Consider the following 26,917-nt stretch of genomic DNA (forward strand, 5'->3'; position numbering starts at 1 on the left):
GACGCTGCGGACGCCCAAGATGGATCACCATGCGCGCCTTCGCCGAGCTTCTGGATCGTCTGTCGCTGACCGCCTCGCGGAACGCCAAACTGGTGCTGGTCCGGGATTATCTGAGAGCGACCCCCGATCCTGATCGGGGCTGGGCCCTGGCGGCCCTGACCGGAGACCTGACCTTCGATGCGGCCAAGCCGGCCATGATCCGAAAGGCGGTCGAGGCGCGGGTGGACGGGGTGCTGGTCGGTTGGTCCTATGACTATGTCGGCGACCTGGCGGAGACGGTCGCCCTGATATGGCCTGCGCCGCCTGACCGGCGGCCCAATCGAGAGCCGGAGCTGGCCGAGGTGGTCGAGGCGCTGCGCAGCGCTGGCCGGGCCGAGGTCAAGGGACTGCTGGAAGGCTGGCTGGACGCGCTGGAGCCCAAGGCGCGGTGGGCGCTGTTGAAGCTGATGACGGGCGGACTGCGCGTGGGTCTGTCGGCGCGGCTGGCCAAGACGGCGGCGGCGATGATCCGACCCGCCGAAATCACCGCACCGCCGTCGCCTGATGGGGCGGAAACGACCATGGATCTCGAGCCGGTCGACGTCGCGGCCATCGAGGAGGTCTGGCACGCGGTCCCGCCGCCCTATGGTGATCTGTTCGCCTGGCTGGAGGGCAGGGCGGAACGACCCAGCCCGGATGCGCCGGGTCGTTTCCGCCCGGTGATGCTGGCGGTCGCTGTGGACGAGGCGGTCGATTTTCCAAAGATGGATCCTGCGGACTATGCGGCGGAATGGAAATGGGACGGCGTCCGGGTTCAGGCCGTGGTCGAGGGCGATGTTCGCAAGCTGTGGTCCCGCACCGGCGACGAAATCTCGGCCGCCTTTCCCGACGTGGTGCAGGCGATGACCTTCGAAGGCGCGCTGGACGGCGAACTGGTAGTCTGGCGTGACGGCGTGATCGCCCCGTTCGGCGATCTGCAGCAACGGCTGAACCGCAAGACGGTGGACGCCAAGGCCATGGCGGCTTTCCCGGCGGCGATAGTCGCCTATGACATCCTGGCCCAGGGGGGCGATGACCTGCGGACCCTGCCTTTGCGGGCGCGGCGGGCGCGCCTCGAGGCGCTGGTCCAGGGCCATTCAGGAACGCGCCTGCACCTGTCGCCGCTTGTCCCCTATCGCGACTGGGAGGAACTGGCCCGGCTGCGCGCTGATCCGCCGGTCGGCGCGGCGGCCGAAGGCCTGATGCTGAAGCGTTGGGACAGTCCCTATCTGGCGGGACGTCCCAAGGGGCCGTGGTTCAAGTGGAAGCGCGATCCCCACGTCATCGACGCCGTGCTGATGTACGCCCAGCGGGGGCACGGCAAGCGGTCCAGTTTTTATTCGGACTACACCTTCGGCGTCTGGACGCCAGAAGGCGTGCTGACGCCGGTGGGCAAGGCCTATTTCGGATTTACCGATGAAGAGCTGAAACAGCTCGACAAGTTCGTGCGCGACCACACGGTCGAGCGGTTTGGGCCGGTGCGATCCGTTCGGGCCGCGCGCGATTTCGGCCTGGTGCTGGAGATCGCTTTCGAAGGCTTGCAGAGATCGACCCGGCACAAGTCCGGCGTCGCCATGCGTTTCCCCCGTGTCAGCCGGATCCGCTGGGACAAGCCGGCGCGCGAGGCCAACACCATCGAGGACGTGATGGATTTGCTGGACGCCATCGAAGGCGGCGGCGGGCGGATCGCGAAGGCCTAATCCGGGCGGACGACCATACAGGTGACGCGCCGTTCGGACAGGGCGTCGCAGGCGGCCTTGGCGGCGTCCTCGGTCAGACCGGTGAAGCGCGACCGGTACCATTCGCCGGCTGTCTGCACATTGCGTTCGGCGCTGGCGAACTGGGTGCGGAAGCGGCGGTTGACCTCGGTCAGCCAGTCAGTGGCCACCTTCTCATCCCTGAAGGCGCCAACCTGGACCGCCCAGCGGCCGGCAGGCCGGGCGGCGCGGGCCGGTTCGCGCGCGGGCGGGGGCGTCGCGCGTCGCGGGGTGGAGGAACCGGCGACCGCGGCGCCGGTCGGGGCGCCGTTCAATGAGGCGGTGACATTGGCGGGCGCGCGTTGGGTCGTTCCGGCCGCCTGGGTCGTTGCCGCCGCGCGCTGGCTGGCGGCCGCGGTGCGTTCGGACGGGGAGGGGGTGATCCGGTTCGGCAGAACCGCCGGCGCCGGGGCGGCGGTATAGGCGACCGCACTGGACTCCGCCCCCATGCCGTCCTCTTCATCATTGGAGAGGGAGGCGTAGGCGACCGGCGCGTTGGGCGACAGGGTCTCGCCGACGCCAAAGCCGCGCTGCTCGAAGAAGGACTGGGCGATCTGGATGTTCTCGCCCTGGCTGCGACGACGTTCGACCTCGAACCCGGTGTCCATCAGTTCGGCGACATGGGCGTTGCGGCTCGCGCTGGAGCGACCGCCTAGCACGATGGTGATCAGGCGACGGCCGTCGCGCACCGCCGAGGCCGCCAAATTGTAGCCGGAGGCGTTGGTGTAGCCGGTCTTCATGCCGTCATAGCCGTTTCCGGTCGGCAGCAGGCCGTTGGTGTTGCGATAGCTGCGGCCGTTGTAGGCCCAGTCGTGCAGGCCGAAATAGCTGTAGTACTGGGGGAAGTCGCGCATGATGGCCCGCGCCAGGATGGCCTGGTCGCGCGCCGAGGTGACCTGACGCGCGTCGGGCAGGCCATTGGCCGTGTAATAGCGGGTCTGGGTCATGCCCAGCTGCGCCGCCTTCTGGGTCATCAAGGTCGTGAAGCGGGCTTCTGACCCGCCCACATGTTCGGCGATCACGACGGCCATGTCGTTGGCGGACCGGACGGCGGTGGCCCGCATGGCGTCATCGAGTGTGATGGTCTGGCCCGCCGCCAACCCTAGTTTGGAAGGGGGTTGAGACGCCGCACGGGACGACACGGTCAGGACGTCATCTGCCTTGACCTTGCCCTGTGAGAGGGCCTCGAAAGCCAGATAGAGGGTCATCATCTTGGTCAGGGACGCGGGATAGCGCCGGCTGTCCGCATGGCGTGAAAACAGGACTTCGCCCGAGGCCGCGTCGATCACTATGGCGGCGTAGCGGCTGTTTTCCTGGGACTGCGCCTCGATCGAACGGACGTTGGCGCCCAAGGCGATCGAAAGCGCGAGCAGGGCGAATAGGCCACGACGGACGAAGGAAATCATGGGCGGTTACGACCCTCGCTTGAACTCAGGGTGCGACAGGCCCCCCGGCCTACGCGATTGAAGACCTAGCATAGGAACTGGGGGTTTCATGGTGGTTAACCGGTCGTCAACGCGAATTTGAAGCGCCGAACCAGGTTATCGCTGTTCATATGTTGCGGCGCACAAAATTAACTTGATTGCCCTTCGCGCTTGCAGCATAAAGCCGCCGAACGGGGTTTCGCCTCGTGATTGAATGCCGCCGTGCCTTATCCCCTCTCAGGCTCATAACTCTGGAGACACGACCATGGCTGACAGCGCCGAAACCGTGAAGAAGACCGTCGAGCAGACCGCCGCCAAGGCGAAGGCCCAGGCCGAGACCTTCCAGGTCGCAGGCGCCAAGGCGCTGCGTGAAGGCATCGACAAGTCGGTGGCCTCGCTGAGCGAACTGAACGCTCACGGCAAGAAGAACCTGGACGCCATGGTCGAGTCGGCCACGGTCGCGCAGAAGGGCGCCGAAGCCCTGTCGCAGCAAGCCCTTGGCTTCGCCAAGACGGCCTGGGAAGACGGCGTCGCCGCCAGCAAGGAACTGTCGACCGCCCGTTCGGTGCAGGAGTTCTTCGAACTCCAGACCACCTGGGCCAAGAAGTCCATGGAACGCTACATGGCCGAACTGACCAAGACCAACGAGATCCTGACCTCGACGGTCAAGGACAGCCTCAAGCCGATCAACGAACGCGTGACCGAGTCGGTCGAGACCTTCCAGGCCGCTCGCTGATCGCCGCATCATTAATGATCTGAAAGGCCCCGGGGTTCGCCCCGGGGCTTTTTTCGTTTTGGCGACAGGGGGTTGGCTTTCACGAAACCTGTGACTGGACGCCGCTTCAATTCAGGCCATCATTCCCTATCTGATAGCCAAGACGACTCCCCGATTACGGAATACGAATGCCCATTCAAAGGCCCGGTGAAACCGGGGGCGGCGCAGGCGCCGCCACCATCACCGAAACCAAGCCGAAGCTTCAGAAGCCCTCGTTGTACCGGGTGCTGATCCTGAACGACGACTACACGCCGATGGAATTCGTCGTCTACGTGCTGGAGCGGTTCTTCCAAAAGAGCCGTGAAGAGGCCACCCGCGTCATGCTGCATGTGCATCAGCACGGCGTGGGGGTTTGCGGCGTCTTCACCTACGAGGTCGCCGAGACCAAGGTCGCGCAGGTCATCGAAACCGCGCGCCGCCATCAGCACCCGCTGCAATGCACGATGGAAAAGGACTGAGAGGAACCTTCCGATGCCTTCATTTTCCCGTCCTCTCGAAGAAACCCTGCACCGCGCCGTCGGCTACGCCAACGCGCGCAGGCATGAGTATGCGACGCTCGAGCACCTGTTGCTCGCGCTGATCGACGACCCGGATGCGTCCGGCGTCATGCGCGCCTGCAACGTCGATCTGACGGCCCTGAAGGCGGCCCTGACCCTTTATGTGGATAATGATCTCGCCGCCCTGGCCACGGCTGACGGCGAGGACGCCAAGCCCACCGCCGGCTTCCAGCGGGTGATCCAGCGCGCCGTCATCCATGTGCAATCGTCCGGCCGCGAGGACGTGTCCGGCGCGAACGTCCTTGTCGCCATCTTCTCCGAGCGCGAGAGCCACGCCGCCTACTTCCTGCAAGAGCAGGACATGACCCGGTATGACGCGGTCAACTTCATCGCTCACGGCATCGCCAAGAAAGCGGGCGGCGGAGAGACCCGTCCGGCCAAGGGCGCTTCACCCGAAGAGTCCGAAGACGCCACGGCGGTCAAGTCGGGCGGCGAGGCGCTGGAAGCCTATTGCGTCGATCTCAACGAGAAGTCGCGCCAGGGCAAGGTCGATCCGCTGATCGGTCGTCAGGCCGAGGTCGAACGCTCGATCCAGATCCTGTGCCGCCGGACCAAGAACAATCCGCTGCTGGTCGGCGATCCCGGCGTCGGCAAGACCGCCATTGCCGAAGGTCTGGCCCGCAAGATCGTCAACGGCGAAGTGCCCGACGTCCTGAAGGACGCCACCATCTATTCGCTGGACATGGGCGCCCTGCTGGCCGGTACGCGCTATCGCGGCGACTTCGAGGAGCGTCTGAAACAGGTGGTCAAGGAGTTGGAGAACCACGACAACGCCGTGCTCTTCATCGACGAAATCCACACGGTGATCGGCGCCGGCGCGACGTCAGGCGGGGCCATGGACGCCTCGAACCTGCTGAAGCCAGCCCTGGCCTCGGGTTCGCTGCGGTGCATGGGTTCGACGACCTACAAGGAATATCGCCAGCACTTCGAGAAGGACCGCGCCCTGGTGCGTCGCTTCCAGAAGATCGACGTCAACGAGCCGACGGTCGAGGATACGGTGAAGATCCTGAAGGGTCTGAAGACCTATTATGAGCAGCACCATAAGGTCCGCTACACCGACAGCGCCATCCGCACGGCGGTCGAACTGTCGGCGCGGTACATGACGGACCGCAAGCTGCCGGACAAGGCGATCGACGTGATCGACGAGGCCGGGGCGTCGCAGATGCTGGTGGTCGAATCCAAGCGCAAGAAGGTGATCGGCCAGAAGGAAGTCGAGACCGTCATCGCCAAGATGGCGCGTATCCCGGCCAAGTCGGTGTCCAAGTCCGACACCGAGAGCCTGCGCGAACTGGAAGTCGATCTGAAGCGGGCGGTGTTCGGCCAGGAGCAGGCCATCGAACAGGTGTCGGCGGCGATGAAGCTGGCGCGGGCGGGTCTGCGCGACCCGAACAAGCCGATCGGCAGCTTCCTGTTCAGCGGTCCGACCGGCGTCGGCAAGACCGAGGTGGCCAAACAGCTGGCTTCGACCCTGGGCATCGAGATGCAGAGGTTCGACATGTCGGAATATATGGAACGCCACACGGTCAGCCGGCTGATCGGGGCGCCTCCGGGCTATGTCGGCCATGACCAGGGCGGGCTTCTGACGGACGCCGTCGATCAGCACCCGCACTCGGTGGTGCTGCTGGACGAGATCGAGAAGGCGCACCCGGATGTCTACAACATCCTGCTTCAGGTGATGGACAACGGCATGTTGACCGATGCCGTCGGCAAGAAGGTCGACTTCAGGAACGTCATCCTGATCATGACTACCAATGCCGGCGCCGCCGACAACGCCCGCGCCTCCATCGGCTTCGGCCGGGGCAAGGTCGAGGGCGAGGACGACAAGGCCATCCAACGCCTGTTCGCGCCGGAGTTCCGCAACCGTCTGGACGCCATCGTGGCCTTCAAGCCGTTGCAGGCCGATACGATCCGTTCGGTGGTGACCAAGTTCATCCTTCAGCTGGAAGTCCAACTGGCGGACCGGAACATCACTATCGAATTGACCGACGAAGCGGCCGACTGGCTGGCCAAGAACGGTTTCGACGAACTGTATGGCGCACGTCCGTTGGCGCGGGTCATCCAGGACTCGATCAAGAAGCCGCTGGCCGACGACATCCTGTTCGGGCGTCTGACGCGCGGCGGGCACGTCAAGGTCCAGCTGAAGGACGGCAAGATCGACTTCGACATCAAGAGCGCCGGCGGCGTTCCTGCGAAGTCGGAGGAAGAAGAGACGGCCTGATCGGGCTTAGTCACTGAAAATGAAGAGGCCCGGGCGGCGATGCTCGGGCCCTTTTTCTGCCTTGGAGTTCTGTCGGCATCCTTGCAAAAAGGGGCGAAAAGGATGCTGAAAATCTTAAGGGCTGGCATCGTGATTGCAGGGGCGCTGGCTGCGCTCGTCCCCGCTTTCATGATACATTTCGGAGGGTTTTACGCGCCTGCGGTGGGGATTTTTATCGTCCTTTTCCTGCCTTGCCTCGTCGCCGCAGATCGCGCCTACGCCTTTGTCGCTGTGCGCTCACGACATCGAGTCTCCGCGTACTGCGCGGCCGTTAGCGCCCTGACTATTTGCGCGATGATCGTTGCCGAGTTTCAAGTTCGGCTTCGCGTCGAGTCCAGAAGCGCCTCATATGCTTGGATGTTGGGCTTCGGTCTGGTCATGGCGGGGACATGGGTCGTCTTGGACCTGTTGTTTCGCGGGCGGTTGGATCGTTCTGGCGTTTGGATCAAGCCGGCTAGCGCGGCCATGGCCGCGCTAGCAATGATGACGACCATTTGGGCTGCTTACGCTGTTCCGTTTGTCGCCGTTCGCCGGCCGACTGCGGCGGACTGCGCCTTGATGGCCCAAGCATTGAAAGAGTTTTCGCCGGAAGGTGTATCTGGCGGAATGCAACTGAGTTCCAAGTCGAAATGTGACTGGCAAACTTTCGGTCTACCCCAGCCAAGTTCGGATGCTGGATACCAGAATGGAGAATTTCACCCTTGGTTCTCGGCGGAACCTCCCGTCTATTCCTTGCTCAGAACCCGTGCGACTCTGTCGGTAGGACAAGAGTGGGTCATGCTGGGTGGAGGCGGACAGGACTGTCTCTATTCCCGCACTTGGAACGGATGGCGACGAGATAAATGCGAGACAAGCTGGATCAGTTGAGCGCGCAAGCCGAATGAGTGCATTCGATGCCGAAAGCGCTCTCCAAGCTGCTCACGTCGCCCTTGAGAATGGCCGAAGGCAAGAGGGGTTTGAGCGTCTTAAGGCGGTGCTGGTGGACCACCCCGACCATGCCGCGGCTCTGGCTGCGATGGGGTTGTTCTTGTCGGCCCACGGCGATCCGGGGCAGGCGACCCAGGTGCTGAGCCGCGCGCTGGCGAGGGCGGTCGATCCCCCGACACGCTTGCGTGTTGCAGCGGCTCTGGCCGAACGGTTGGCGGGCCTGACGCCGAACGGCTGGCATCCGATCCTGGACGCGGACCTTACTGCGCTGCTGGGCGAGACATCGGTCGATCAGCAGACGCTGGCGCGCGTCACGGCGGAGACTCTGTTGTTAAAACAGGGGCGGTTCGACGGAACGTCGGCGATGCTGGCGGCCATGGGGCGTGACCCCTTGTGGCTGGCCTTCCTGTCGCGGTGCGTGAACGTCAGCGCCGCCATGGAGATGCGGCTCAATGCGGTGCGGACGGCGGTGGTCGAGGCGGGACCAGGGGCGGCCGGCGCATTTGAATCTCCCATCGGAGACCTGGTCGCCGCCCTTGGGATCATCGGCTTCGCTTCCGAATATGTCGCACCGGTACAGGCAACTGATGGCGCGGTCGCCCTGCTGTTCCGGTCGCCGACCCGGTCAGAGGCCACGGCCTTGGGCGAGGGTGAAATCCAGGCGCAACTGATCCGCCGCGCCATTGACGAACCCGCGCGGGAGCGCGCCCTGGCCCAGTCCGTGCCAGTTTTGACGCCCGACGGCGCCGACGCCGTGTCCGAAGCGGTCAAGGAGCAGTACGAGGCTAATCCTTATCCGCGCTGGTCCGCGCCCCCCGCGCCCACGCCGCGAAGGCTTTCTGACGCCATCGCGGCCCTTCCGGGGCTTGACGGCAAGGCCTTTGCCGGTCGGGCGGAGGCTGTCCTGGTTGCGGGGTGCGGCACGGGTTTCGAGCCTATCGACATGGCGCGGATGGACCCTTCGCTGGCGATCACCGCCATGGACCTGAGCCGCGCCAGCCTGGCCCACGGCATGCGGGTGGCGCAAGACCTGGGGCTGAGCGGGGTGCGGTTCGTCCAGGGCGACATATTGGCCTTGGATAAGGTTCAGACGCGGTTCGATGTCGTCACCAGCACCGGCGTGATCCACCATATGGCGCGGCCCGAGGACGGGCTGGCGCGGCTGGCGGGCGTTTTGCGGCCGGGCGGCGTGGTGCGGCTGGGCCTCTACAGCGAGCGGGCGCGGGCGGTGGTGCGGGCGGCGCACGACCTGATCCGGGCGCGGGGCTGGACGCCGGTCGAGGCGGACATTCGGGCGTTTCGCGCCCATGTTCTGGCTCTGCCGGATGGGGAGCCCTTGGCCGCGCTGAAGGAGAGCGCGGACTTCTACAGCCTCAGCGGCTGTCGTGATCTGGTCTTCCATGTTCAGGAGCATCGTTACACGCCGCCCCAACTCGGCGAACTGATCGGCGGGGCCGGGCTTCGACTGGTCGGGTTCGAGGCGTCGCCTGAGGCGAGGGCGGCGTTTGCAGCCGCGTTCGGGTCGGCCGATCCGCTGGATCTCGGCCTATGGGACCGGCTGGAAGCGCGGCGGCCCGAGCTGTTCGCCGGCATGTACCACCTGTGGGCGCAGAAACCGGCTTAGAGCAGGACGTCAGCCGTCCTTTTTGAAAGGCGACAGTTCCTCGGTCATCTCCAGTCTTTGAGCCTCGACAGCCGGGCCTTCGCGCCGAAGATAGTCGGCCACAGGCCCGCGCAGCGCGGGGTCGGCGATGAAGTGGGCCGAATAGACGGGGGAGGGCAGATAGCCCCGCGCGATCTTGTGCTCGCCCTGGGCCCCGGCCTCGACGCGGGACAGGCCCCGCGCGATGGCGAACTCGATGGCCTGATAATAGCAAAGCTCGAAATGCAGGAAGGGCACCTCTTCCAGCGTGCCCCACTGCCGGCCGTACAGGGCGTCGCGGCCGATGAAGTTCAGGGCGCCTGCGATGGGCGTCCCGTCGCGGAAGGCCATGACCAAGGCGATGCGGTCCGCCATGGTCGCGCCGACACGGGTGAAGAAGTCCCGCGTCAGATAGGGCCGCCCCCATTTGCGGTCGCCCGTGTCCAGGTAGAAGGCGAAGAAGGCGTCCCAATGGGCCTCGGTGATCTCAGCGCCGGTCAAAACGCGGATGTCCAGATCCGCCTGTGCGTCGCGGCGTTCGCGGCGGATGGTCTTGCGGCGGTTGGCCGACAGGGCGGCCAGGAAATCGTCGAAGGTTTGATAGTCGGCGTTGCGCCAGATGAACTGGATGTCCTGGCGGGGCAGCAGGCCAGCCTGGGCCATGTCCGTCCACTCGACCTCGGTCGGGAAGTTGATGTGCAGGGACGAGACCCCCAGCCGCTCGACAAGGGTCAAGGCGCCCTGAAGCAGGGCCTGCCGCACCGTTGCGGCGTCTGTATCGGGGTGGTTGAGGAAACGCGGGCCGGTCGCCGGGGTGAAGGGCACGGCGCCCAGCAGCTTGGGATAATAGCGGCCGCCGGCGCGCTCATAGGCGTCGGCCCAGCTGTGGTCGAAGACGTATTCGCCCTGGCTGTGGCCCTTCAGATAGAGGGGCATGACGCCGAGGATGGCGTCGTCCTCGTCTCGCAGGGCCAGATGGCGCGGCGCCCAGCCTTCCCGCGAGGCGGCGCTGCCTGAGGCTTCGCAGGCGTGCAGAAAGTCGTAGGAGACGAAGGGATCGCCGGTGGGATGCGCGCAGGCATCCCAGGCCTCGCGGCCGATGTCGGCTATGGCGTCATGGACGGAGAGCTGGAAACTCACGCCCCGCTCCCAAATTCCGTCATCCTCGGGCTTGTCCCGAGGATCCATAGACTCAGCCCATCGACGGTACGCGCGCCGTAGACACCGGGAGTATGGATCCCAGGCACGAGGCCTAGGATGACGGGGAATGAGGTGGAGCTGACGGTCAACGGATCTCCACGATGGCGTCGATCTCGACTGCGAAGCCGAGCGGCAGCTTGTAGACGCCGACGGCCGAGCGGGCATGGCGACCGGCGTCGCCGAACACTTCGACCATAAGGTCCGAACAGCCGTTGATGACGGCGGGAATGGCTTCGAAGTCCGGGCCGGCCTGAACGAAGCCGCCCAGTTTCACGATGCGAACGACCCGCTCCAGGTCGCCGTCGCAGGCGGCCTTGATCTGGGCCAGCAGATTGATCCCGCACAGGCGGGCGGCGGCGTTGGCCTGTTCCGGCGTCACGTCCACGCCGACCGTACCCTTTATCCCGCCCGAGGCGTCGTTCGACAGTTGGCCAGAAATATGGACCACGGCGCCCGTCTGGACGAAGGGCACATAGTTGGCCACCGCCTTGGCGGGTTCCGGCAGGGTGATGCCGAGTTCGGCGATGCGGGATTCGATGGTCATAGGGGCTCCTTGATCTGGTCGGCGGTTTAGCGCGGCGCAAGGGCGGCGTCACCCGTTTGGCGTCTTAAGCCTTCGCCAATCGGGGCGTGGCATAACAGCGGCCATGGATTTGCACCTGACCCCCGATGTCGCCGCCTTCCAGGCCGTGCTGGCGCGCCTTTCCTCGGAGGACTGGGCGCGAGTGGACGCGGCTAGTCAGACAGCCGCTGCCAAGGCCGCAGAGGCTGCGCCGCACTGGGATTTTGAGATGCCGGCCAAGGCGGTCGATGCTGTCCTTGGCGCTGGGGTCTTGGACGAGGTTCGGCGCGGTCTGATCGCGTCATGGGCCTTGCAGTTGCCGGATCGGGTCGCGGCCATGGGCCTGCCGGCCGAAGTCCTGGCCCTCTATCCCTATTGGTTCGAACAGCTGGCCGCCTTCCTGACCAAGGCCGAGGGTGGCTATGAGTTCGATCACTGGGCCAAGGATGTTCGGTTCACTCTGGCGCTCAGCGTTCCTGCGGCCAAGAGCCAGGTGATCGACCTGAGTTCACCGGTCGGGCCGGGGCAGATCATCAAACATGTGCGTGACGGCTGGGGCTTTGGTCCCCTGTTCCGATATCTGGCGGCGGGCGCCAAACGCGAGCCGTGGCTGGAGGTCCATACCGAGAGCCGCTGGCTGCGGGGCTTCAACGAGGATGGCTGGAACGAGGCCTGGGCGACGGCGGCGGAACTCTGCCGGGCGCGGCCGGAACTGGCGGGCATGATCGGCTCCAGCTGGTTCTATGATCCGCCCCTGACCCAGATCAGCCCTCGCCTGGCGCACCTGCGGCTGAACCCGCTGAAAGGCGGCGCCTTCATGGTTCATCAGGGACCGGGCGAGATCCACACGGAGCGGGCGGGCACCGCCTCGGCGTCGCGTAAGGCCTTGATCGACAGCGGTGAATACACCGCGCGGTCATGGCTGATGGTGTGGCCGAGGAAAGAGCTGATCGCCTGGGCGGACCGGCGGAAGGCGCTGTGAAGGGACGCCTGCGGACTTTACGCACCTACCCTGACAATACACGTCGCAAGACGTTGATCCCACGAGCAGGCCTCACTGCTCGTGGGATCATGTCAGATGTAGATCGTCATGCCGTTTCGGCAGATTCCGACTTGGGTCGCAATCACATACTGCGACCCAGACCCCTGTAGCGGACCAATGCCAGCATAGTTCGAATAACAGACGCCCGAAGCATAGCCCACCATGGTTGTGTAGGTTGAATCGCTATAATATTCATAGCTGTAGAGCGGTATGTCTACGAAGGCTTGGGCGGGGGCGGCGATGGCGCCGAGACTCAGTGCGGCGACGGTAGACGCGCCGAGAAGACGAAGAGTGCCTAGCATTAATCCCTCCATGAACGCCTCGACAAGCGAGGATGTAATCAATCAGGGGTTTATGCTGTGCCTATGTCAAGGTTGATTTTGGATGGGCTTCTTAGTCGCCACGCCGCTGCGACCGGCTGGATGTCCAGATCGGCGGCCTTGGCCAGGCGGATCAACCGGTCGATATCCTCGGGTTTGCAGCCGTAGGGCGTCGGGGCGTCGCTGACGTCGTGGCCGTAGGCGATCAGCCAGCCCTTTGACGCCGCCGTGTTGTCGACCAACTGCTCCAGATCATAGCCGGGGAGGCGGCGGCTCTCCAGGCCGATGGCCTGCAACAGGTTGCGATCCACGCGGCCGGCGTTGATCCCGTCGCGCACTCCGCGGCCGCACAGGAAGCGCCGGTCGATCACCGGCTTGGCCCCCAGGGCGCAGTCGCCAAACGGATAGGCGAAGGTCTGCATCTGATAGCCGTCCAGCCGCTCGGCCACCCAGGCGGCGTTGCGGGCCAGGCTGGCGTCCAGTTCGGCCGGCGACAGGCGCAGGCTCGAGACGTGTTCGTAGGTGTGGCAGCCGATTTCGTGACCGGCCTCGTGCAGGGCTTGCAGATGTTCGGTCTCGAACTGCGGCAGATCCAGATTGCGCCCGCCTGCCAGGCCGCCGCAGACATAATAGGTGGCCTTGACGCCGTGCTGAGCCAGCGCCGGCCCGGCCTCGAGCCAGGCCGAGGCGGGGATGTCGTCGAACGACAGGCTCAGCACGCCTCGCGCGGGCTGGATCGTCGCGGGACGAACATCCAGATAGCGGCCGGCGCGGCGGCGCATCTTGTCGATGAAGGCGTTCATGCCGTCACCATGACTGATCGGGCTTAAGGTCGGGTTTCAGATCTCGGCCGGATCGCCGACGGCCTTTTCCGGATATCCGGTTGCCGTCATTTGAGCGGATGGTGAGGGGATGTGCGTCACCCCTTCAGCGCGCGTCCCGCCACCACGGCGTCCTTGCCGAATTTTTCGCGCAGTTTGTCGATGGCGCGTTCGGTCTTCAGGGTCCGGGTCTCGGTGGTCTGGAACAGGCCGGCGGGCGCGTCTTCGGCGTCCTGGATGTCCGCCATGCCGATGCCGATCAACCGATAGGGCGGGCCTAGCTCCGGTTTCAGCAGGTCGCGTCCGGCGGCGAACAGGGCGCGGGCGGTCTGGATGGGTTCGGCCAGGCTGATGCGGCGGGTGATGATCTTGAAGTCGGCGCGGCGCAGTTTCAACACCAGGACGCGGCTGGCGACGCCGTCGCGGCGGGCCTTGGACGCCAGCTTTTCGCACAGGGGCCAGAGTTCGGCCTCGAGCGCTTCGGCCGTGATCAGGTCTTCGTTGAAGGTGGTCTCGGCGCTCATGCCCTTGCGGTCGCGGTCCGGGTTTACGGCGCGGGCGTCTCGGGCGTGGGACAGGTCGTGAAGGCGCAGGCCGGATTCGCCATAGCGTTTGACCAGGTCGCGCACGTCGGCCCGGGCCAGGTCGCCGATGGTGGCGTAGCCGTCGCTGCGCAGGGCCTTGCCGAATACCGGGCCGACGCCAGGCAGGGTGGTGACCGCGCGGGGCGCCAGCAGGGCCTGGGCGTTGGCGGCGCCCACGACCGAAAAGCCGCGCGGCTTGTCCATCTCAGACGCCATCTTGGCCAGGAAGCGGTTGGGGGCCAATCCGATGGAGACGGTCAGACCCGTCTCGTCCTCGATCTGCTTTTGGAAACGGATCAGCTGGAAGGCTGGCGGGCCGCCGTTCAGTCGTTCCGTGCCCGACAGATCGACCCAGGCCTCGTCCAGCGACAGCGGTTGGATCAGGGGCGTCAGCCGGCCGAGGGCGCCGAGGATGCGTTCGGATTCGAAGACGTATTTGGTAAAGTCGGGCTTGATCACCACGGCTTCGGGACAGGCCTTCAGCGCCTTGAACATGGGCATGGCGCTGCCGACCCCATATTGCCGCGCGATATAGCAGGCCGTGGAAACCACGCCCCGCTTGCCGCCGCCGACGATGACGGGCCGGTCGCGCAGCTCAGGCCGGTCTCGCTTCTCCACCGAGGCGTAGAAGGCGTCGCAATCCATGTGGGCGATCGAAAGTTGATCCAGTTCTGCGTCCGCGACGATGCGGCGAGACCCGCATGATGGACAGCGTCGCCCAGGCGGCCCGGCGGGGTCGTCGCCGGTCCACAGACAGTCGCGGCAGACGGCCTTTATGGCCACGCTTAAGGTCTCCGTAACCTTGGCTTCACCCCAACTTAAGACTGGGAGGGGCAGTATCGCACACAACGAGGCGACGCCAATTCGCAGGCGACGCAGGTCAGGTGACGATGTCCAAAAAAGTCCTCATCGTCGAGGATAACGAGCTGAACATGAAGCTTTTTCATGATCTGCTCGATTCCCAGGGCTATGAAACCTTGCAGACCCGAGAGGGGCTGCAGGCGTTGGCCATGGCGCGCGCCCATCACCCGGATCTGATCCTGATGGATATCCAGCTGCCCGAAATCTCGGGTCTGGAGGTCACCAAATGGCTGAAGGATGACGAGGAGCTGAACCATATCCCCGTCATCGCCGTGACCGCCTTCGCCATGAAGGGCGATGAGGAGCGCATCCGCCAGGGCGGCTGCGAGGCCTATATCTCGAAGCCGATCTCGGTCATGCACTTCCTCGACACCATACGGCAGCATCTGGGATGAGTGCGCGGATCCTGGTGGTCGACGATGTGGACGTGAATGTTCGTCTGCTCGAAGCCAAGCTGACCATCGAATATTACGACGTCCTGACCTGCAACAGCGGGGCGACTGCGCTGGAGCTGGCGGCCGAGCATCAGCCGGACCTGATTCTGCTTGATGTCATGATGCCCGGTATGGACGGGTTCGAGACCTGCCGTCTGCTGAAGGCGCGGGCTGAGACCCGGCATATACCGGTGGTTCTGGTGACGGCCCTGGACGGACGCGATGACCGAATCCGCGGCCTGGAGGCCGGGGCCGACGACTTTCTGACCAAGCCGATAGACGATGTCGTCCTGTTTGCGCGGGTGAAATCCCTGACGCGGCTGAAGCAGGTGATGGACGAACTGCGCGAGCGCGAGGAAAGCAGCCGGCGCATGGGCGTGGACGGCGAGGGCGCCGCGCGGCTTCGCAGCGAAGGCGGGCGGGTGCTGATCGTCGACGACAACGCCGCTCAGGCGGAGAAGATCGCTGCGGAGCTGGGACGCGAGCATCGCGTCGCCATCGAGACCGATCCCGAAGCGGCGATGGCGGCCGCCAAAGGGCCGTTGGATCTGATCATCGTCAATGTGGCGGCCGAGAGCTTCGACGGTCTGCGGGTCGTGGCCCTGGCCAAGTCGGGCGACGCGCGTCGGGCTCCGATCCTGGCCATCGTCGAGCCGAGCGAGCGCCCGCGCATGGTCAAGGCGCTGGAACTGGGCGCCACCGACATCTTGCCGCGTCCTATCGATCCTGAGGAGCTGTCGGCGCGGGTGCGCACCCAGATCCGCCGCAAGCGCTACACCGATTTTCTGCGCCAGAAGCTGGACAGCAGCCTGGAGATGGCCGTTACCGACGCCCTGACCGGTCTGCACAATCGGCGCTATATGACTGGGCAATTGCAGGCTCTGGTGGGGCGGGCGGCGCACGGCGGCGCGCCTGTGGCCCTACTGGTGCTCGACATCGACCACTTCAAGTCGGTCAACGACGGCTTCGGTCACGACGCCGGGGACGAGGTGCTGGCCGAGTTTGCCGTCCGTCTGGCCACCAATGTCCGCGCTGTCGATCTGCCGTGCCGCATGGGCGGCGAAGAGTTCGTGGTGGTCATGCCGGGCGCCGGCCTGGACGACGCCCAGATGGTGGCCGAGCGAATCCGTCGCGATATCGCCTCCGCCCCTTTCCGGGTCATGGGCGGAAAGGAGCATCTGACCATCACCATTTCCATCGGCGTCGCGGCGACGACGGGCGACGGGGATACGCCGGAAGGCCTGCTGAAGCGCGCCGACGAGGGCGTGTACGAGGCCAAGGCGGGCGGACGGAACAAGGTGGTCGCAAAGGCCGCCTGATTCACCGCCCTCGGCGCCGGACAAACGAAAACGCCCGGCTGTCACCAGCCGGGCGTTTCGCATTATCTCAGCCGATCAAGTGCTTACTTGATCTTGCCTTCTTTGAAGTCGACGTGCTTGCGCACGACCGGGTCGTACTTCTTGACGACCATTTTTTCGGTCATGGTGCGGGCGTTCTTCTTGGTGACATAGAAGAAGCCGGTGTCGGCCGTGGAGTTCAGGCGGATCTTGATGGAAGCCGGTTTGGCCATCGGAATTACCTCTGCGACGGCGAAAGCCGCTTAAAATAAGAGGCGCGGAACATACTCAGGATCGCCCCAAAGTCAACGGGCGCGATGCCACGTTGATGCGGCGCAAAGCACATATAGTCTGGCGGGATGAAAATCGCATCGCTTATGGCCGCGGCGGCCCTGATTTCCCTGACGACGGCGGCTGCTGGAAATGCGGCGCCTGCTCCGACGCAGGACGCCTTCCTGGCGCAGCTGAACGCCCTTTGCGGCCAGCGATTCGAAGGCCGGGTCGTCACGACCGACGCCGCCGACGCCCGGTTCGCCAGTGAGCGACTGATCATGCACGTCCGCGACTGTTCGCCGGAAGAGGTGCGGATCCCGTTCGCGGTGGGCGAGGACCGGTCGCGGACCTGGGTGGTGACGAAGACGGACGCGGGCCTACGGCTGAAACATGATCACCGGCATGAGGACGGCACGACCGACGTGCTGCACTGGTACGGCGGCGATACGGCGAACCCCGGCACGGCCGAGCGGCAGGAATTCCCGGTCGACGCCGAATCGATCGCCCTGTTCACCGCCAACGACGCTGGGGTCTCGACCACCAATGTCTGGGCGATGGAGGTCCATCCGGGGCGGATGTTCGCCTATGAGTTGCGGCGGCCGAACCGGCATTTCCGCGTCGAGTTCGACCTGACGAAGCCGGTCGTCGAATAGGGTCAGTCCCTGTGATCGACCATGTGGCGGCCGCGCACCATGCGGACGAAGGGGAGGGGGCGGTCGGGGCTAGTCCGGTCCTGGCCAAGCCGCTCGGCCAGTTCGCCCAGTACGAAGCGGGTGATGGCGGGCAGATCAAGGGCGAGAGCGTCTTCCAGCGGCAGCCAGGCGATCTCGTCCAGTTCACCCGAGCCGGCGGTTGGCTCGGGCGTCAGCAGGGCCTCCGCCGGCGCCATGAAGAAGCGGGCGTCGAAGCGGCGCGTGCGGCCGGGCGGGGTGATGGCGCGGGCGATGTAGGACAGGGCCGACAGATCGGGCAGGGCGCCCGCTTGCCGATATTCGCGCCACGCACCGGCGACGCTGGCGGACGGCGCGGGGCGGCCCAGGATCAGCCCTGTCTCCTCAAAGGTCTCGCGCACCGCCGTCAGGGCCAGGGCGCGGGCGCGGCGGGCGGGAACCTCGGCCTCCAGCCGCCGTGCGACGTCGGACGTCAAATCGCCCATTGAGGCGGCGGTGAAATCCGCCCGGTCGACCCGCCCGCCCGGGAACACCCATTTCGACGCCATGAAGACATGACCGGGCGCGCGTCTTCCCATCAGAACCTCTGGCTGCGAACCGCCCCGCGTCAAGATCAGGGTCGCCGCGTCCTTGGGCCGTTGGGCCCCGCCGACGCGGGGAGCGTCAGCGAGGTCTTGGGCGGCGTCGAAGGGGGGATCCTTCATTCCGCTCATCCCGGAGTCACTTCCGCTTGCCCTTGCGCACGCCCTTCAAGCCGCCCGAGGGACGGCCGCCCTTCGGAGGCTTGGGACCGCCCGGCCGGGTCTTGCCGCGCATCGGCGGGCCGTCGCCGCCGCGTCCGCGAATGCCATAGCGCGGGGCCGGGGCGTTGGGATCGCGCGGCTCCGGTTCGCTGAGCATTTCGAACACCAGGCCGCCGGTGACGGGGGTGGCCTCCATCAGCCTGACCTCGACCTTGCGGCCCAGGGTGAACCGCTTGCCGGTGCGTTCGCCGACCAGGGCGTGGGCGCGGTCGTCATGGGCGAAATATTCGCTGCCCAGGGTCGAGACGGGCACCAGTCCGTCGGCTCCGGTCTCGTCCAGCCGGATGAACAGGCCGAAGCGAGTCACGCCGGTGATCCGTCCGGTGAAGGTGGCCCCGACCCGGTCCTCCAGGAAGGCGGCGATATAACGGTCCATGGCGTCGCGCTCGGCGGTCATCGACCGGCGCTCGGTCATGGTCACGCCCTCGGCGATGGCGGGCAGTTCGGCGATCTCGCGATCGGTTAGTCCGTCCTTGCCCAGGTTCAGCGCCCGGATCAGCCCCCGGTGGACGATCAGGTCGGAATAGCGCCGGATCGGCGAGGTGAAGTGGGCGTAGCGATCCAGGTTCAGGCCGAAGTGGCCGATGTTCTCAGGGCTGTAGATCGCCTGCATCTGGCTGCGCAGCACCACCTCATTGACCACATCGGCGTGTTCGGTGTCGCGAGTCTCGTCCAGCAGCTTGTTGAACCGCGTGGTCGTGCCCGGTTCGCCCTTGTTCCACGGCTTGCCGATGGTCGAGAGAAAGTCGGCCAGGTTGAAGATCTTCTCCTGGCTGGGGGCGTCGTGGATCCGATAGATCAGCGGCGTCTTCTTCTGCTCCAGGGTCTCGGCGGCGCAGACGTTGGCCTGGATCATCATCTCTTCGATCAGCCGGTGCGCCTCCAGAGAGGCGCGTTTTTCGATCGAGGCGATGCCGCCATCTGGCGCCATGCGGATGCGGCGCTCGGCGGATTCGATCTGCAAAGGACTGCGCTTCAGGCGGCCCTTGAGCATGGCGTGATAGGCGTTCCAAAGCGGATAGAGGATGGCCTCCATGATCGGGCCGGTGGCGTCGTCAATCTGGCCGTCGATGGCGGACTGGGCCTGTTCGTAGCTGAGCTTGGCGTGAGACCGCATCAGGCCGCGCACGAAGCGGTGGCCGGTCTTTCGGCCGTCCTTGTCGAACACCATCCGCACGGCCAGGCAGGCGCGGTTCTCGCCCTCCTTCAGGCTGCACAGGCCGTTCGACAGCACCTCGGGCAGCATCGGCTCGACGCGGTCGGGGAAATAGGTCGAGTTGCCCTTGTCGCGGGCCTCGCGGTCCAGATGGGTTCCGGGGCGGACATAGGCGGCGACGTCGGCGATGGCGACCCAGACGATCCAGCCGTTCGGGTTCTTCGGATCCTCGTCACGCGCCGCATAGACGGCGTCGTCGTGATCGCGCGCATCGGCGGGGTCGATGGTGATGAAGGGCACTTCGCGCAGGTCTTCGCGCCCCTTCAGCGTCGGCAGGGCCTGATCCTCGGCCTCGCGCTCGACGGCTTCGGAGAAGCCGGTCGGGACGCCGTGGGCGTGGATGGCGATTAGGGAGGCGGCGCGGGGATCGTCCTCCTTGCCGATATGTTCCAGGATCTTGCCGCGCTTGGGCCCATAGCGCTGCTCGCCCTTTTCGATGGCGGCCAGGACCAGATCGCCGTCGCGCAGATCGCCCGACTGGGCCTGGGGCACCAGAAGCACGTCCTTGGAGCGGCGATCGACCGGCTCGACGCGGGTCTCGCGCGCCGACTTGCGGATCACGCCCAGGACGCGGTTGGCGCCGACGTCCAGCTTCTTGATAAGCCGGGCCTCCCAGCCGTCGCCGCCGCGCTGGAACTTGACCAGCAGGCGGTCGCCCAGGCCAGGCGCGGGGCCGGGCTTGCCCTTGTCCGGCATTAGTAGAGCGCGGGGGGCGTCGGCGCTGGCCTCGACCAGACGGACATAAAGTTCGCCGTCGCCGTCGCGCTCGATCACATCGGCCACGCCGACGGGGGGCAGGGCGCCGGCTTCGGCGAAGCCCTTGCGGCCGCGCTTGCCCAGCTTTCCTTCTTCTTCGAGTTCGCGGATCATTTCGCGCAAGGCCCGGCGGTCGCCGCCCTTCAGGCCGAAGTGGCGCGCGATATCGGTCTTCTCGGCCGATCCGGCCTCGCGCAGGAAGGCGAGGAGGGTGTCTTTGTCGGGGAGACCGGCGGGCGGCCTCTGGGTGGGTTTGGTCAATTCAGTCTTTCATTTCGCCGATGTGTCGGCGGGATTGATGCAGTCCAGGTTCAGCAGGGTCGCCGCCTGCGCCATGGGGTGATCGAGTGTGATGAGTTGTGCATTCAGCCGTCTTGCGACGGCGATGTGGATTGCGTCAGGCGTCCGGAGCTTCAGGTCAAAACGACGCACGAGGAGGCAGGCGTCTTCTATGTCGGCATCCAGTATCGCCGCGCGGGCGCCAAAGGCGTCGATCCAGTCGTCCAAACGTTGGAGCAGGATCGTCACCTCAGCCTCCGAACGGCGTCGCATCCGCACCAGCCCTGAAATTGCGGCCGAACATTCCGCAGTGCACAGGGTGCTGACGCTGATTGTCTGGACATGGCCACGCATAAAGCGGTCGACGGACTCGGCCGCAGGTTCGTTGAGCAGCAGGGCGAGCAGGACGCTCGCGTCGAAATAGAAGCTCATACGCCTTCGTCGCGCATCTGACGGATCAGATCGGCGGCGGAGATATCGAGCGGAGGCAGGGCTTGGCGGCGCTTTGCGAAGTCGTCGATCAGCGCCAGTCTTTGTGCGTGGGACATCGGCGTCCGTTCGGCGGGAAGAGAGCGGATTTCAGCCACCGGTTTCCCGTGGCGGGTGATGATGACCTTCTCCCCCTCAATGGCCTTGTCGAGCAATCGAGGCAGGGTGTTCTTGGCTTCGGCGACGCTGTATGCGGCCATGATAGCTCTCCGACTATGGCCATAAATATAGCCATTCTCGGTCTAGACCGCCAGTCATGCCCCGGCGGCGCGCAGGGAACCGGAGTGGCCGGTCAAATCTTGCGTGATTTGACCGAGTGAGTGCGGGGCTTCAGCTTCCGTTTGTCCTGAACCGGAGTCTTCGATGTCCCTGAACGCCCCCGCCCTGAGCGCGACCGTCAAGTCGCCGCTGGATCTGATCGGCAAGACGCCGATGGTGGAGGTGACGAAGATCGACACCGGCAAGTGCCGGCTGCTGTTGAAACTGGAGTCCCAGAACCCCGGCGGTTCGATCAAGGACCGGATTGCGGTTGAGATGCTGGACGCGGCTGAGAAGGAAGGCTGGCTGAAGGAAGGGGGCACCATCGTCGAGGCGACGGCGGGCAATACGGGCCTGGCCCTGACCCTGGTCGGCCGGGCGCGGGGTTATAAGGTGCTGCTGGTCATTCCGGACAAGATGTCGAAGGAAAAGATCCAGCATCTCAGAGCCATGGGCGCCGATGTTCGCCTGACCCGTTCGGACGTGCCGCACGGACACCCTGAGTACTACACCGACATGGCCGAGCGCCTGTCTCAGGCCATTCCCGGCGCCTATTACGTCAACCAGTTCGCTAACCACTCGAACGCCGACGCCCATGTGAAGACGACGGGCCCGGAGATCTGGGAGCAGACAGGCGGCGACATCGACGCCTTCGTCGCCGGCATCGGCTCGGGTGGGACGATCACCGGCGTGGCGCGCTATCTGAAGAGTGTCGGCTCCAAGGCCCAGATCGTTCTGGCCGATCCGGTGGGATCAACCCTGGCCGGCATCGTCAACGAGGGCGTGCCGGGGCCGGATGGCAGTTATACCGTAGAAGGTATCGGCCAGAACTTCGTGCCCGATACGGCGGACATGAGCCTGATCGACAAGGCCTATTCGATCCCCGACGCGGAGGCGATCGCCACGGCGCGCGAGTTTCTGCTGAAGGAGGGCATTCTGGCGGGGTCGTCGTCGGGCACCCTGATCGCCTCGGCCCTGCGCTGGTGCCGTGAGCAGACGGAGGCCAAGACCTGCGTCACCTTCGTCTGCGACACCGGGGCCAAGTACCTGTCCAAGGTTTACAACGACGCCTGGCTAGCGGATCAGGGCCTGGGCGAGCGCGAGCTGCACGGCGATCTGTCGGACCTGATCAATCGCAAATACGAGAAGGGCGACGTGGTCGTGGCCGGTCCGGGCGACACCCTGGACACCGCCTTCAAGCGGATGAAGGGCGCCGACGTGTCCCAACTGCCGATCATTGAGGACGGCCGTCTGGTCGGCATCTTGGACGAGAGCGACCTGATCCAGGTGATGAACACCGACGAGATCACCCGCAAGGAACGGTTCGCCAAGCCGGTGGCCTCGGCCATGACGCGCGATCTGGACACGCTTCAGGTCAAGGAGCCGCTGGACGCCCTGATCCCCGTCTTCGACCGCGACCGGGTTGCCATCGTGCTGGACGGCGAGCGGTTCGTGGGCCTGATCACCCGCACCGACCTGATCAACCACCTCAGCCTGAACCGGTAATGCTGAAGCTGATGGGCCATGAGTTCGCGGACGATCAGGCGGCCATCGTGTGCAGGCATGTGACCGATGGTCAGCCGGTGGTCGAGGTGGCTCATGACGTTGATAGGGTCGTGCAGGTGTTGTGCGCTCGGTTTGATCATGGGGCCGAAGACGCCCAGGTCGTGCATCTGCACCACCTAATGCCCGTGCTTGAGCCGCTCGGTTTACCCGCCATAGAGCCTGGCCATCTGGCCCAGCTTTCGGAAGGGGGATGGATCGTCAAGGCGATGCCTCCCGAAGAGGAAGACGAATGAATTCCGACAAGAAGAACAGCCAGGGTTTCTCGACCCGCGCCATCCATGCCGGTCAGCACCCCGACCCGACCACGGGCGCGGTGATGACGCCGATCTACGCCACCTCGACCTATGCCCAGGAAAGCCCGGGCGTGAACAAGGGCTATGAGTATGCGCGGGGCAAGAACCCGACGCGGGAGGCGTTCGAGGCCTGTATCGCCGACCTGGAGGGCGGCACGCACGGGTTCGGCTTCGGTTCGGGCATGGCGGCGACATCCACGGCGCTGGAGCTGCTGGACGCGGGCGACCACGTGGTCACGGGCGACGACCTGTACGGCGGCTCGTGGCGGCTGTTCGAGCGGGTGCGTCGGCGCACCATGGGTCTGGACTTCGCCTATGTGGACCTGAGCGACATCGCCGCGGTCGAGGCGGCCATCACGCCCAAGACCAAGATGCTGTGGGTCGAGACGCCGACCAATCCGTTGATGAAGCTGGCCGACATCGCCGCCTTGTCGAAGGTGGCCAAGGCGCACGGCCTGCTGCTGATCGTGGACAACACCTTCGCCACCCCCTTCTGCCAGCAGCCGCTGAGCCTGGGGGCGGATGTGGTGATGCACTCGGCGACCAAGTATCTGAACGGCCATTCGGACATCATCGGCGGGGTGCTGGTGACGGCCGACCCTGATCTGGCGACCCGGATCAAGTTCCTGCAGAACTCGGTCGGCGGCATCATGGGGCCGTTCGACGCCTTCCTGGCGAACCGGGGGCTGAAGACCCTGGCGCTGCGGATGAAGGCCCACTGCGAGAACGCCCTGGCGGTGGCCCGCTGGCTGGAGACGCGGGCCGGAGTAGCCAAGGTCATCTATCCCGGCCTGATCGCCCATCCGCAGCACGCACTGGCCGCGCGGCAGATGCACGGCGGCTATGGCGGCATGGTGACGGTGGTGCTGGAGGGCGACCTGGAGCGCACCAAACGGGTGCTGGAACGGGTCGAGGTCTTTACCCTGGCGGAGTCGCTGGGCGGGGTCGAGAGCCTGGTGAACCACCCGGCGATCATGACCCACGCCAGCGTGCCCAAGGAGGTCCGCGAGGCGGGCGGCGTGACCGACAACCTGATCCGGCTATCGGTCGGGGTTGAGGACGTCGAGGACCTGATCGCCGATCTGGATCAGGCCCTGGGCTGATCTCAGCTGGAGGGCAGGGCGGTCTGGTGACCGGTGACGGGCGGCAGCTTCTTCTTGGGCGCGGCGCGCTTCACCGGCGACTTGGCGGCCTTGGGCAGGGCGGCGCGGCGGGCGATCTCGCTGTCGATCACGGGCAGGATATCAGCGGCGGCCATCACCTGGGTCGAGGCGCCGGTTTCGGCCAGGCGCGTGGCGTTGGCGCGCAGGCTGTTGAGGTCGGCGTCGGTCATCGTCGGGATTTTGTCGGCGAGGGTCGTCATGGGGCGCGTCCTGATTGAACGGGCTGAAGGGCCGGCGCGCGAGGCGCCAGCCCTTCAGCTGATTGAAGGCGATCTCGACCACGACCTGGTCGCCCAGCCCGGAGACGCCGTTAGGCGAACCGAGCGTGGGCAGAACCGTCACGACGTGGCCGTTGTCCAGGCGAACCTTGCGGCCGCCCAGCGGCAGTAGCTTCGTCACCTCGCCGTCGAAGGCGATGGTGTTGAGGCGCGTGTCCTACTCCGCCGCCGTGAGGCGACCGGCGGATTCCTTGCCGGAGCGCTGGTCGCGCTCGATTTCGTAGCCGATCTTTTGGCCTTCGTTCAGCGAGCCGAGGCTCGAGGTTTCGACGGCCGAGGCGTGGACGAAGACGTCCTTGCCGCCATCATCGGGAGCGATGAAGCCGTAGCCTTTGGTGGGGTTGTACCATTTAACAGTGCCGGTAGCCATTTGGAGACCTCCGTCTGGCGTTGACCGCAGGGAGGGATCCCTGGTCGGCCTGTCGGGTCTGAATGGGATCGGCTTTTGGACCTCGGTGCGTGATGCAAAGGGAGCAGCGGCGTTACGCAGAGAGATCGACCCTTCCCATATGGGCCTCCCGCCGTCCCGGCGCAAGGGCGGGGGGTCAGAAGGCGTAGGCGACCTTGGCCACCACCGCGTCCTCGTACTGTTCGCCGAAGGTGTGGGCGTTGGTGTCGTAGTAGCGCAGGTCCAGATCCAGCGTGTCGGTCAGGGTATAGGTCACGCCCGCGTTCCAGCCGGTGTAGTCGGGCGCGCCGCTCTGTTCGCGGCGACCGACGGCGGCCGTGCCGTTCAGGCGGTCGCTGAAGTCCCAGCCGAGCCGGCCTTCGACCCAGGTGAAGGAGTCGGTCGAGCCGGCGGCGTCCGGCGAATACTGGACCTGGAGCCGCGCGCTGGCGGGACCGATGGAGCGGCTGACGTTGCCGGTGACCTCCCAGCCGTTCTCGTCATAACCCGCCTCGGCGTCGAGGCGGTGCTTGTAGGCGGCGTTGAAGTCGAAGCGGTAGCCGAAGGCCTCGGGCTGATAGCCGACCACGAACTCGGCCTCGACATTGGAGCCGCCCGCCTGGATCGTCTCGACGCCGGGGGAGACGTAGAACAGGCCGTCCGCGCTTTCCCAGGTCGCGGAGCCGAAGACATAGCCGTCATTGCCCGACTTGGACGCCGCCTTGGAGCGGTTGTCCGTTCCCGCGCCGACCTCGAACGACCAGGCGTCCCGCGATGCGGACGCGGTTGAGGCGGACTGGGCCGCCGCAGGGGTGGCGAGGACGGCTACGGCGAGGACGGCGAGAGCGGTGCGGATCATGAGGGCTCCAACGCGCGAGAGGCGAGTTGGAGCCGCCCTTAACCTGCTCTGGTCTTGATGGCGAATTCTTCCGTGGCCTGAGCGAACTCTTGTCGCAGGCGGGCGACCAGTTCGGCGGTCGGCAGGACGTCGTGGATGGCCCCGGCGCCCTGGCCGGCGGACCAGACCGTCTTCCAGGCCTTGGCCTCGCTTCCCATGTCGAGCTTGTGTTCGGGCAGGTGTTTTGGGTCGATTCCGTTGTCGATCAACGACTTGGTCATGAAGTTGGCCGGGATGCCGGACACGGCCGGGGTGTGGACGATGTCGGTCGAGCCGCTGTCGATGACCATCTGCTTATAGGCGTCCACCGCCAGGGCCTCGGTCGTGTTGATGAAGCGGGTGCCCATATAGGCGAAGTCGGCGCCCAGCATCAGGGCCGCCGCGACATCTTGTCCCGTCGAGAGGGCGCCGGACAGGATGATGGTCCCCTTGAAGAAGCTGCGGACCTCGTTGACCAGGGCGAAGGGGTTGATGATCCCGGCGTGGCCGCCCGCGCCGTTGGCGACCAGGATCAGGCCATCGACGCCCGCCTCGGCGGCCTTCCTGGCATGGCGGATGTTGGCGATGTCGTGGAAGACCTGACCGCCGTAGCCGTGGACCGCATCGACCACGTCGCGCACGGCGCCCAGCGAGGTGATGATCAGCGGCACCTTCTCCTCGACCGAGACCATCATGTCGGCCATCAGCCGGGGATTGGTCGGGTGGACGATGTGGTTGACGCCGAAGGCGGCGGCCTCAGGCTTCAGCCGGCCCCTGATCTCGTGAATCCAGTCGCGATAGCCCTCGGTCGTGCGCTGGTTCAGCGACGGGAAGGTGCCGATGATCCCGGCGTTGCAGGCCTCGACCACCAGATCCGGCCCGGAGACCAGGAACATGGGCGCCGAAATGATCGGCAGGGTCAGGCCCTTTGCGAGCGAAGCGGGAATGGCCACGGGCGTCTCTCCTGGGTTTTATTTCGCTACGCTTAGCGGGGTGTCGCGGGGGAAGGCAATCGGGCGAAATGTACGGTTTCGACGCAAAGAAAATGGAGTCTATTTTCGTCCATTCTGGAAACTGCACTCCGGGGGA

At 65.6% G+C, this 26,917-nt stretch carries 28 protein-coding genes; 14 read left to right on the forward strand and 14 right to left on the reverse strand.

Going from position 1 to position 26,917, the window contains the following annotated elements; genetic code table 11:
• Positions 1 to 29: 29 nt before the first annotated feature.
• On the forward strand, positions 30 to 1,718 hold the full coding sequence (locus tag ACW177_RS07100) for a cisplatin damage response ATP-dependent DNA ligase (RefSeq protein ID WP_492027880.1): 1,689 nt from the start codon (positions 30 to 32) through the stop codon (positions 1,716 to 1,718).
• On the opposite strand, the gene ACW177_RS07105 is transcribed toward ACW177_RS07100, so the two are convergent.
• A complete protein-coding gene (locus ACW177_RS07105; RefSeq protein WP_492027881.1) occupies positions 1,715 to 3,181 on the reverse strand; it encodes a D-alanyl-D-alanine carboxypeptidase in 1,467 nt (488 codons plus the stop codon). The two genes, ACW177_RS07100 and ACW177_RS07105, sit on opposite strands and share 4 nt — an antisense overlap.
• 283 nt (positions 3,182 to 3,464) lie before the next feature.
• Here ACW177_RS07105 and ACW177_RS07110 point away from each other — a divergent pair, with 283 nt between their 5' ends.
• From ACW177_RS07110 to ACW177_RS07130, 5 genes are all read left to right on the forward strand, one after another.
• Positions 3,465 to 3,935: a phasin family protein gene (locus ACW177_RS07110; RefSeq protein ID WP_492027882.1), complete on the forward strand. Its 471-nt coding sequence runs from the start codon at positions 3,465 to 3,467 to the stop codon at positions 3,933 to 3,935.
• Between the two features lie 167 nt (positions 3,936 to 4,102).
• On the forward strand, positions 4,103 to 4,432 hold the full coding sequence (gene clpS / locus ACW177_RS07115) for an ATP-dependent Clp protease adapter ClpS (protein ID WP_267516200.1): 330 nt from the start codon (positions 4,103 to 4,105) through the stop codon (positions 4,430 to 4,432).
• 13 nt (positions 4,433 to 4,445) lie between these two features.
• Positions 4,446 to 6,749 (forward strand): ATP-dependent Clp protease ATP-binding subunit ClpA, encoded by a 2,304-nt coding sequence (gene clpA, locus ACW177_RS07120; RefSeq protein ID WP_492027883.1) that lies wholly within the window; start codon positions 4,446 to 4,448, stop codon positions 6,747 to 6,749.
• Positions 6,750 to 6,851: 102 nt separating this feature from the next.
• Positions 6,852 to 7,655, forward strand: a complete 804-nt coding sequence (locus ACW177_RS07125; RefSeq protein ID WP_492027884.1) for a hypothetical protein — start codon at positions 6,852 to 6,854, stop codon at positions 7,653 to 7,655.
• Between the two features lie 112 nt (positions 7,656 to 7,767).
• Positions 7,768 to 9,339: a class I SAM-dependent methyltransferase gene (locus tag ACW177_RS07130; RefSeq protein WP_492027885.1), complete on the forward strand. Its 1,572-nt coding sequence runs from the start codon at positions 7,768 to 7,770 to the stop codon at positions 9,337 to 9,339.
• Between the two features lie 9 nt (positions 9,340 to 9,348).
• Here ACW177_RS07130 and ACW177_RS07135 read toward each other — a convergent pair whose 3' ends face one another.
• Both ACW177_RS07135 and ACW177_RS07140 read right to left on the reverse strand, forming a co-directional pair.
• Positions 9,349 to 10,497, reverse strand: coding sequence for a GNAT family N-acetyltransferase (locus ACW177_RS07135; RefSeq protein WP_492027886.1), 1,149 nt, complete (start codon positions 10,495 to 10,497; stop codon positions 9,349 to 9,351).
• Positions 10,498 to 10,642: 145 nt separating this feature from the next.
• Complete coding sequence (locus ACW177_RS07140; RefSeq protein WP_492027887.1) at positions 10,643 to 11,101, reverse strand: RidA family protein; 459 nt, start codon at positions 11,099 to 11,101, stop codon at positions 10,643 to 10,645.
• A gap of 103 nt (positions 11,102 to 11,204) precedes the next feature.
• On the opposite strand from ACW177_RS07140, the gene ACW177_RS07145 reads away from it, so the two are divergent.
• A complete protein-coding gene (locus ACW177_RS07145; protein WP_492027888.1) occupies positions 11,205 to 12,101 on the forward strand; it encodes a hypothetical protein in 897 nt (298 codons plus the stop codon).
• A gap of 412 nt (positions 12,102 to 12,513) precedes the next feature.
• On the opposite strand, the gene ACW177_RS07150 is transcribed toward ACW177_RS07145, so the two are convergent.
• Both ACW177_RS07150 and ACW177_RS07155 read right to left on the reverse strand, forming a co-directional pair.
• Positions 12,514 to 13,284, reverse strand: coding sequence for a polysaccharide deacetylase family protein (locus tag ACW177_RS07150; RefSeq protein WP_492027889.1), 771 nt, complete (start codon positions 13,282 to 13,284; stop codon positions 12,514 to 12,516).
• 116 nt (positions 13,285 to 13,400) lie between these two features.
• On the reverse strand, positions 13,401 to 14,669 hold the full coding sequence (locus ACW177_RS07155) for a DNA polymerase IV (protein WP_492027890.1): 1,269 nt from the start codon (positions 14,667 to 14,669) through the stop codon (positions 13,401 to 13,403).
• 107 nt (positions 14,670 to 14,776) lie between these two features.
• Between ACW177_RS07155 and ACW177_RS07160 the strand changes: the two genes are divergently transcribed.
• Both ACW177_RS07160 and ACW177_RS07165 read left to right on the forward strand, forming a co-directional pair.
• The gene (locus ACW177_RS07160; RefSeq protein WP_492027891.1) at positions 14,777 to 15,142 is read left to right on the forward strand and encodes a response regulator; all 366 of its coding nucleotides are present in this window, start codon (positions 14,777 to 14,779) and stop codon (positions 15,140 to 15,142) included.
• The gene (locus ACW177_RS07165; RefSeq protein ID WP_492027892.1) at positions 15,139 to 16,500 is read left to right on the forward strand and encodes a PleD family two-component system response regulator; all 1,362 of its coding nucleotides are present in this window, start codon (positions 15,139 to 15,141) and stop codon (positions 16,498 to 16,500) included. The genes ACW177_RS07160 and ACW177_RS07165 overlap by 4 nt, the downstream gene beginning before the upstream one ends.
• 83 nt (positions 16,501 to 16,583) lie before the next feature.
• On the opposite strand, the gene rpmG is transcribed toward ACW177_RS07165, so the two are convergent.
• Positions 16,584 to 16,751: a 50S ribosomal protein L33 gene (gene rpmG / locus ACW177_RS07170; protein ID WP_008262536.1), complete on the reverse strand. Its 168-nt coding sequence runs from the start codon at positions 16,749 to 16,751 to the stop codon at positions 16,584 to 16,586.
• A 126-nt stretch (positions 16,752 to 16,877) separates the two neighbouring features.
• Between rpmG and ACW177_RS07175 the strand changes: the two genes are divergently transcribed.
• On the forward strand, positions 16,878 to 17,444 hold the full coding sequence (locus tag ACW177_RS07175) for a hypothetical protein (RefSeq protein ID WP_492027893.1): 567 nt from the start codon (positions 16,878 to 16,880) through the stop codon (positions 17,442 to 17,444).
• A 2-nt stretch (positions 17,445 to 17,446) separates the two neighbouring features.
• On the opposite strand, the gene ACW177_RS07180 is transcribed toward ACW177_RS07175, so the two are convergent.
• Genes ACW177_RS07180 through ACW177_RS07195 form a run of 4 tightly spaced genes read right to left on the reverse strand, consistent with a single transcriptional unit; the run spans position 17,447 to position 21,205 of the window.
• Positions 17,447 to 18,166, reverse strand: a complete 720-nt coding sequence (locus ACW177_RS07180; protein ID WP_492027894.1) for an NUDIX hydrolase — start codon at positions 18,164 to 18,166, stop codon at positions 17,447 to 17,449.
• A 16-nt stretch (positions 18,167 to 18,182) separates the two neighbouring features.
• The gene (gene rnr / locus ACW177_RS07185; protein WP_492027895.1) at positions 18,183 to 20,498 is read right to left on the reverse strand and encodes a ribonuclease R; all 2,316 of its coding nucleotides are present in this window, start codon (positions 20,496 to 20,498) and stop codon (positions 18,183 to 18,185) included.
• Between the two features lie 9 nt (positions 20,499 to 20,507).
• Positions 20,508 to 20,948: a type II toxin-antitoxin system VapC family toxin gene (locus tag ACW177_RS07190; RefSeq protein WP_492027896.1), complete on the reverse strand. Its 441-nt coding sequence runs from the start codon at positions 20,946 to 20,948 to the stop codon at positions 20,508 to 20,510.
• Positions 20,945 to 21,205: a type II toxin-antitoxin system Phd/YefM family antitoxin gene (locus ACW177_RS07195; RefSeq protein ID WP_492027897.1), complete on the reverse strand. Its 261-nt coding sequence runs from the start codon at positions 21,203 to 21,205 to the stop codon at positions 20,945 to 20,947. Before ACW177_RS07195 ends, ACW177_RS07190 begins: the two co-directional genes overlap by 4 nt.
• A gap of 163 nt (positions 21,206 to 21,368) precedes the next feature.
• Between ACW177_RS07195 and ACW177_RS07200 the strand changes: the two genes are divergently transcribed.
• The 3 genes from ACW177_RS07200 to ACW177_RS07210 are packed head-to-tail and all read left to right on the forward strand — an operon-like array spanning position 21,369 to position 24,225.
• A complete protein-coding gene (locus ACW177_RS07200; protein WP_492027898.1) occupies positions 21,369 to 22,769 on the forward strand; it encodes a pyridoxal-phosphate dependent enzyme in 1,401 nt (466 codons plus the stop codon).
• The gene (locus ACW177_RS07205; protein WP_492027899.1) at positions 22,769 to 23,062 is read left to right on the forward strand and encodes a hypothetical protein; all 294 of its coding nucleotides are present in this window, start codon (positions 22,769 to 22,771) and stop codon (positions 23,060 to 23,062) included. Before ACW177_RS07200 ends, ACW177_RS07205 begins: the two co-directional genes overlap by 1 nt.
• Entirely contained in the window at positions 23,059 to 24,225 is a 1,167-nt protein-coding gene (locus tag ACW177_RS07210; protein ID WP_492027900.1) for a cystathionine gamma-synthase, read from the forward strand. Before ACW177_RS07205 ends, ACW177_RS07210 begins: the two co-directional genes overlap by 4 nt.
• Before the next feature lie 2 nt (positions 24,226 to 24,227).
• Here ACW177_RS07210 and ACW177_RS07215 read toward each other — a convergent pair whose 3' ends face one another.
• Positions 24,228 to 24,485, reverse strand: coding sequence for a hypothetical protein (locus ACW177_RS07215; protein ID WP_492027901.1), 258 nt, complete (start codon positions 24,483 to 24,485; stop codon positions 24,228 to 24,230).
• Between ACW177_RS07215 and ACW177_RS07220 the strand changes: the two genes are divergently transcribed.
• Positions 24,484 to 24,675 carry a hypothetical protein gene (locus ACW177_RS07220; RefSeq protein WP_492027902.1) on the forward strand — a complete coding sequence of 64 codons (192 nt, stop codon included), beginning with the start codon at positions 24,484 to 24,486 and terminating at the stop codon, positions 24,673 to 24,675. The two genes, ACW177_RS07215 and ACW177_RS07220, sit on opposite strands and share 2 nt — an antisense overlap.
• Positions 24,676 to 24,720: 45 nt before the next feature.
• Here the strand turns inward: ACW177_RS07220 and ACW177_RS07225 are convergent, their stop codons facing one another.
• The 3 genes from ACW177_RS07225 to ACW177_RS07235 all read right to left on the reverse strand — a co-directional run bounded on the left by ACW177_RS07225 (position 24,721) and on the right by ACW177_RS07235 (position 26,781).
• Positions 24,721 to 24,933 (reverse strand): cold-shock protein, encoded by a 213-nt coding sequence (locus ACW177_RS07225; protein ID WP_267513731.1) that lies wholly within the window; start codon positions 24,931 to 24,933, stop codon positions 24,721 to 24,723.
• 175 nt (positions 24,934 to 25,108) lie between these two features.
• A complete protein-coding gene (locus tag ACW177_RS07230; protein WP_492027903.1) occupies positions 25,109 to 25,810 on the reverse strand; it encodes a TorF family putative porin in 702 nt (233 codons plus the stop codon).
• Positions 25,811 to 25,848: 38 nt separating this feature from the next.
• Positions 25,849 to 26,781: an NAD(P)H-dependent flavin oxidoreductase gene (locus ACW177_RS07235; RefSeq protein ID WP_492027904.1), complete on the reverse strand. Its 933-nt coding sequence runs from the start codon at positions 26,779 to 26,781 to the stop codon at positions 25,849 to 25,851.
• Positions 26,782 to 26,917 lie beyond the last annotated feature (136 nt).

The organism is Brevundimonas sp. AVps23W (assembly GCF_058681395.1).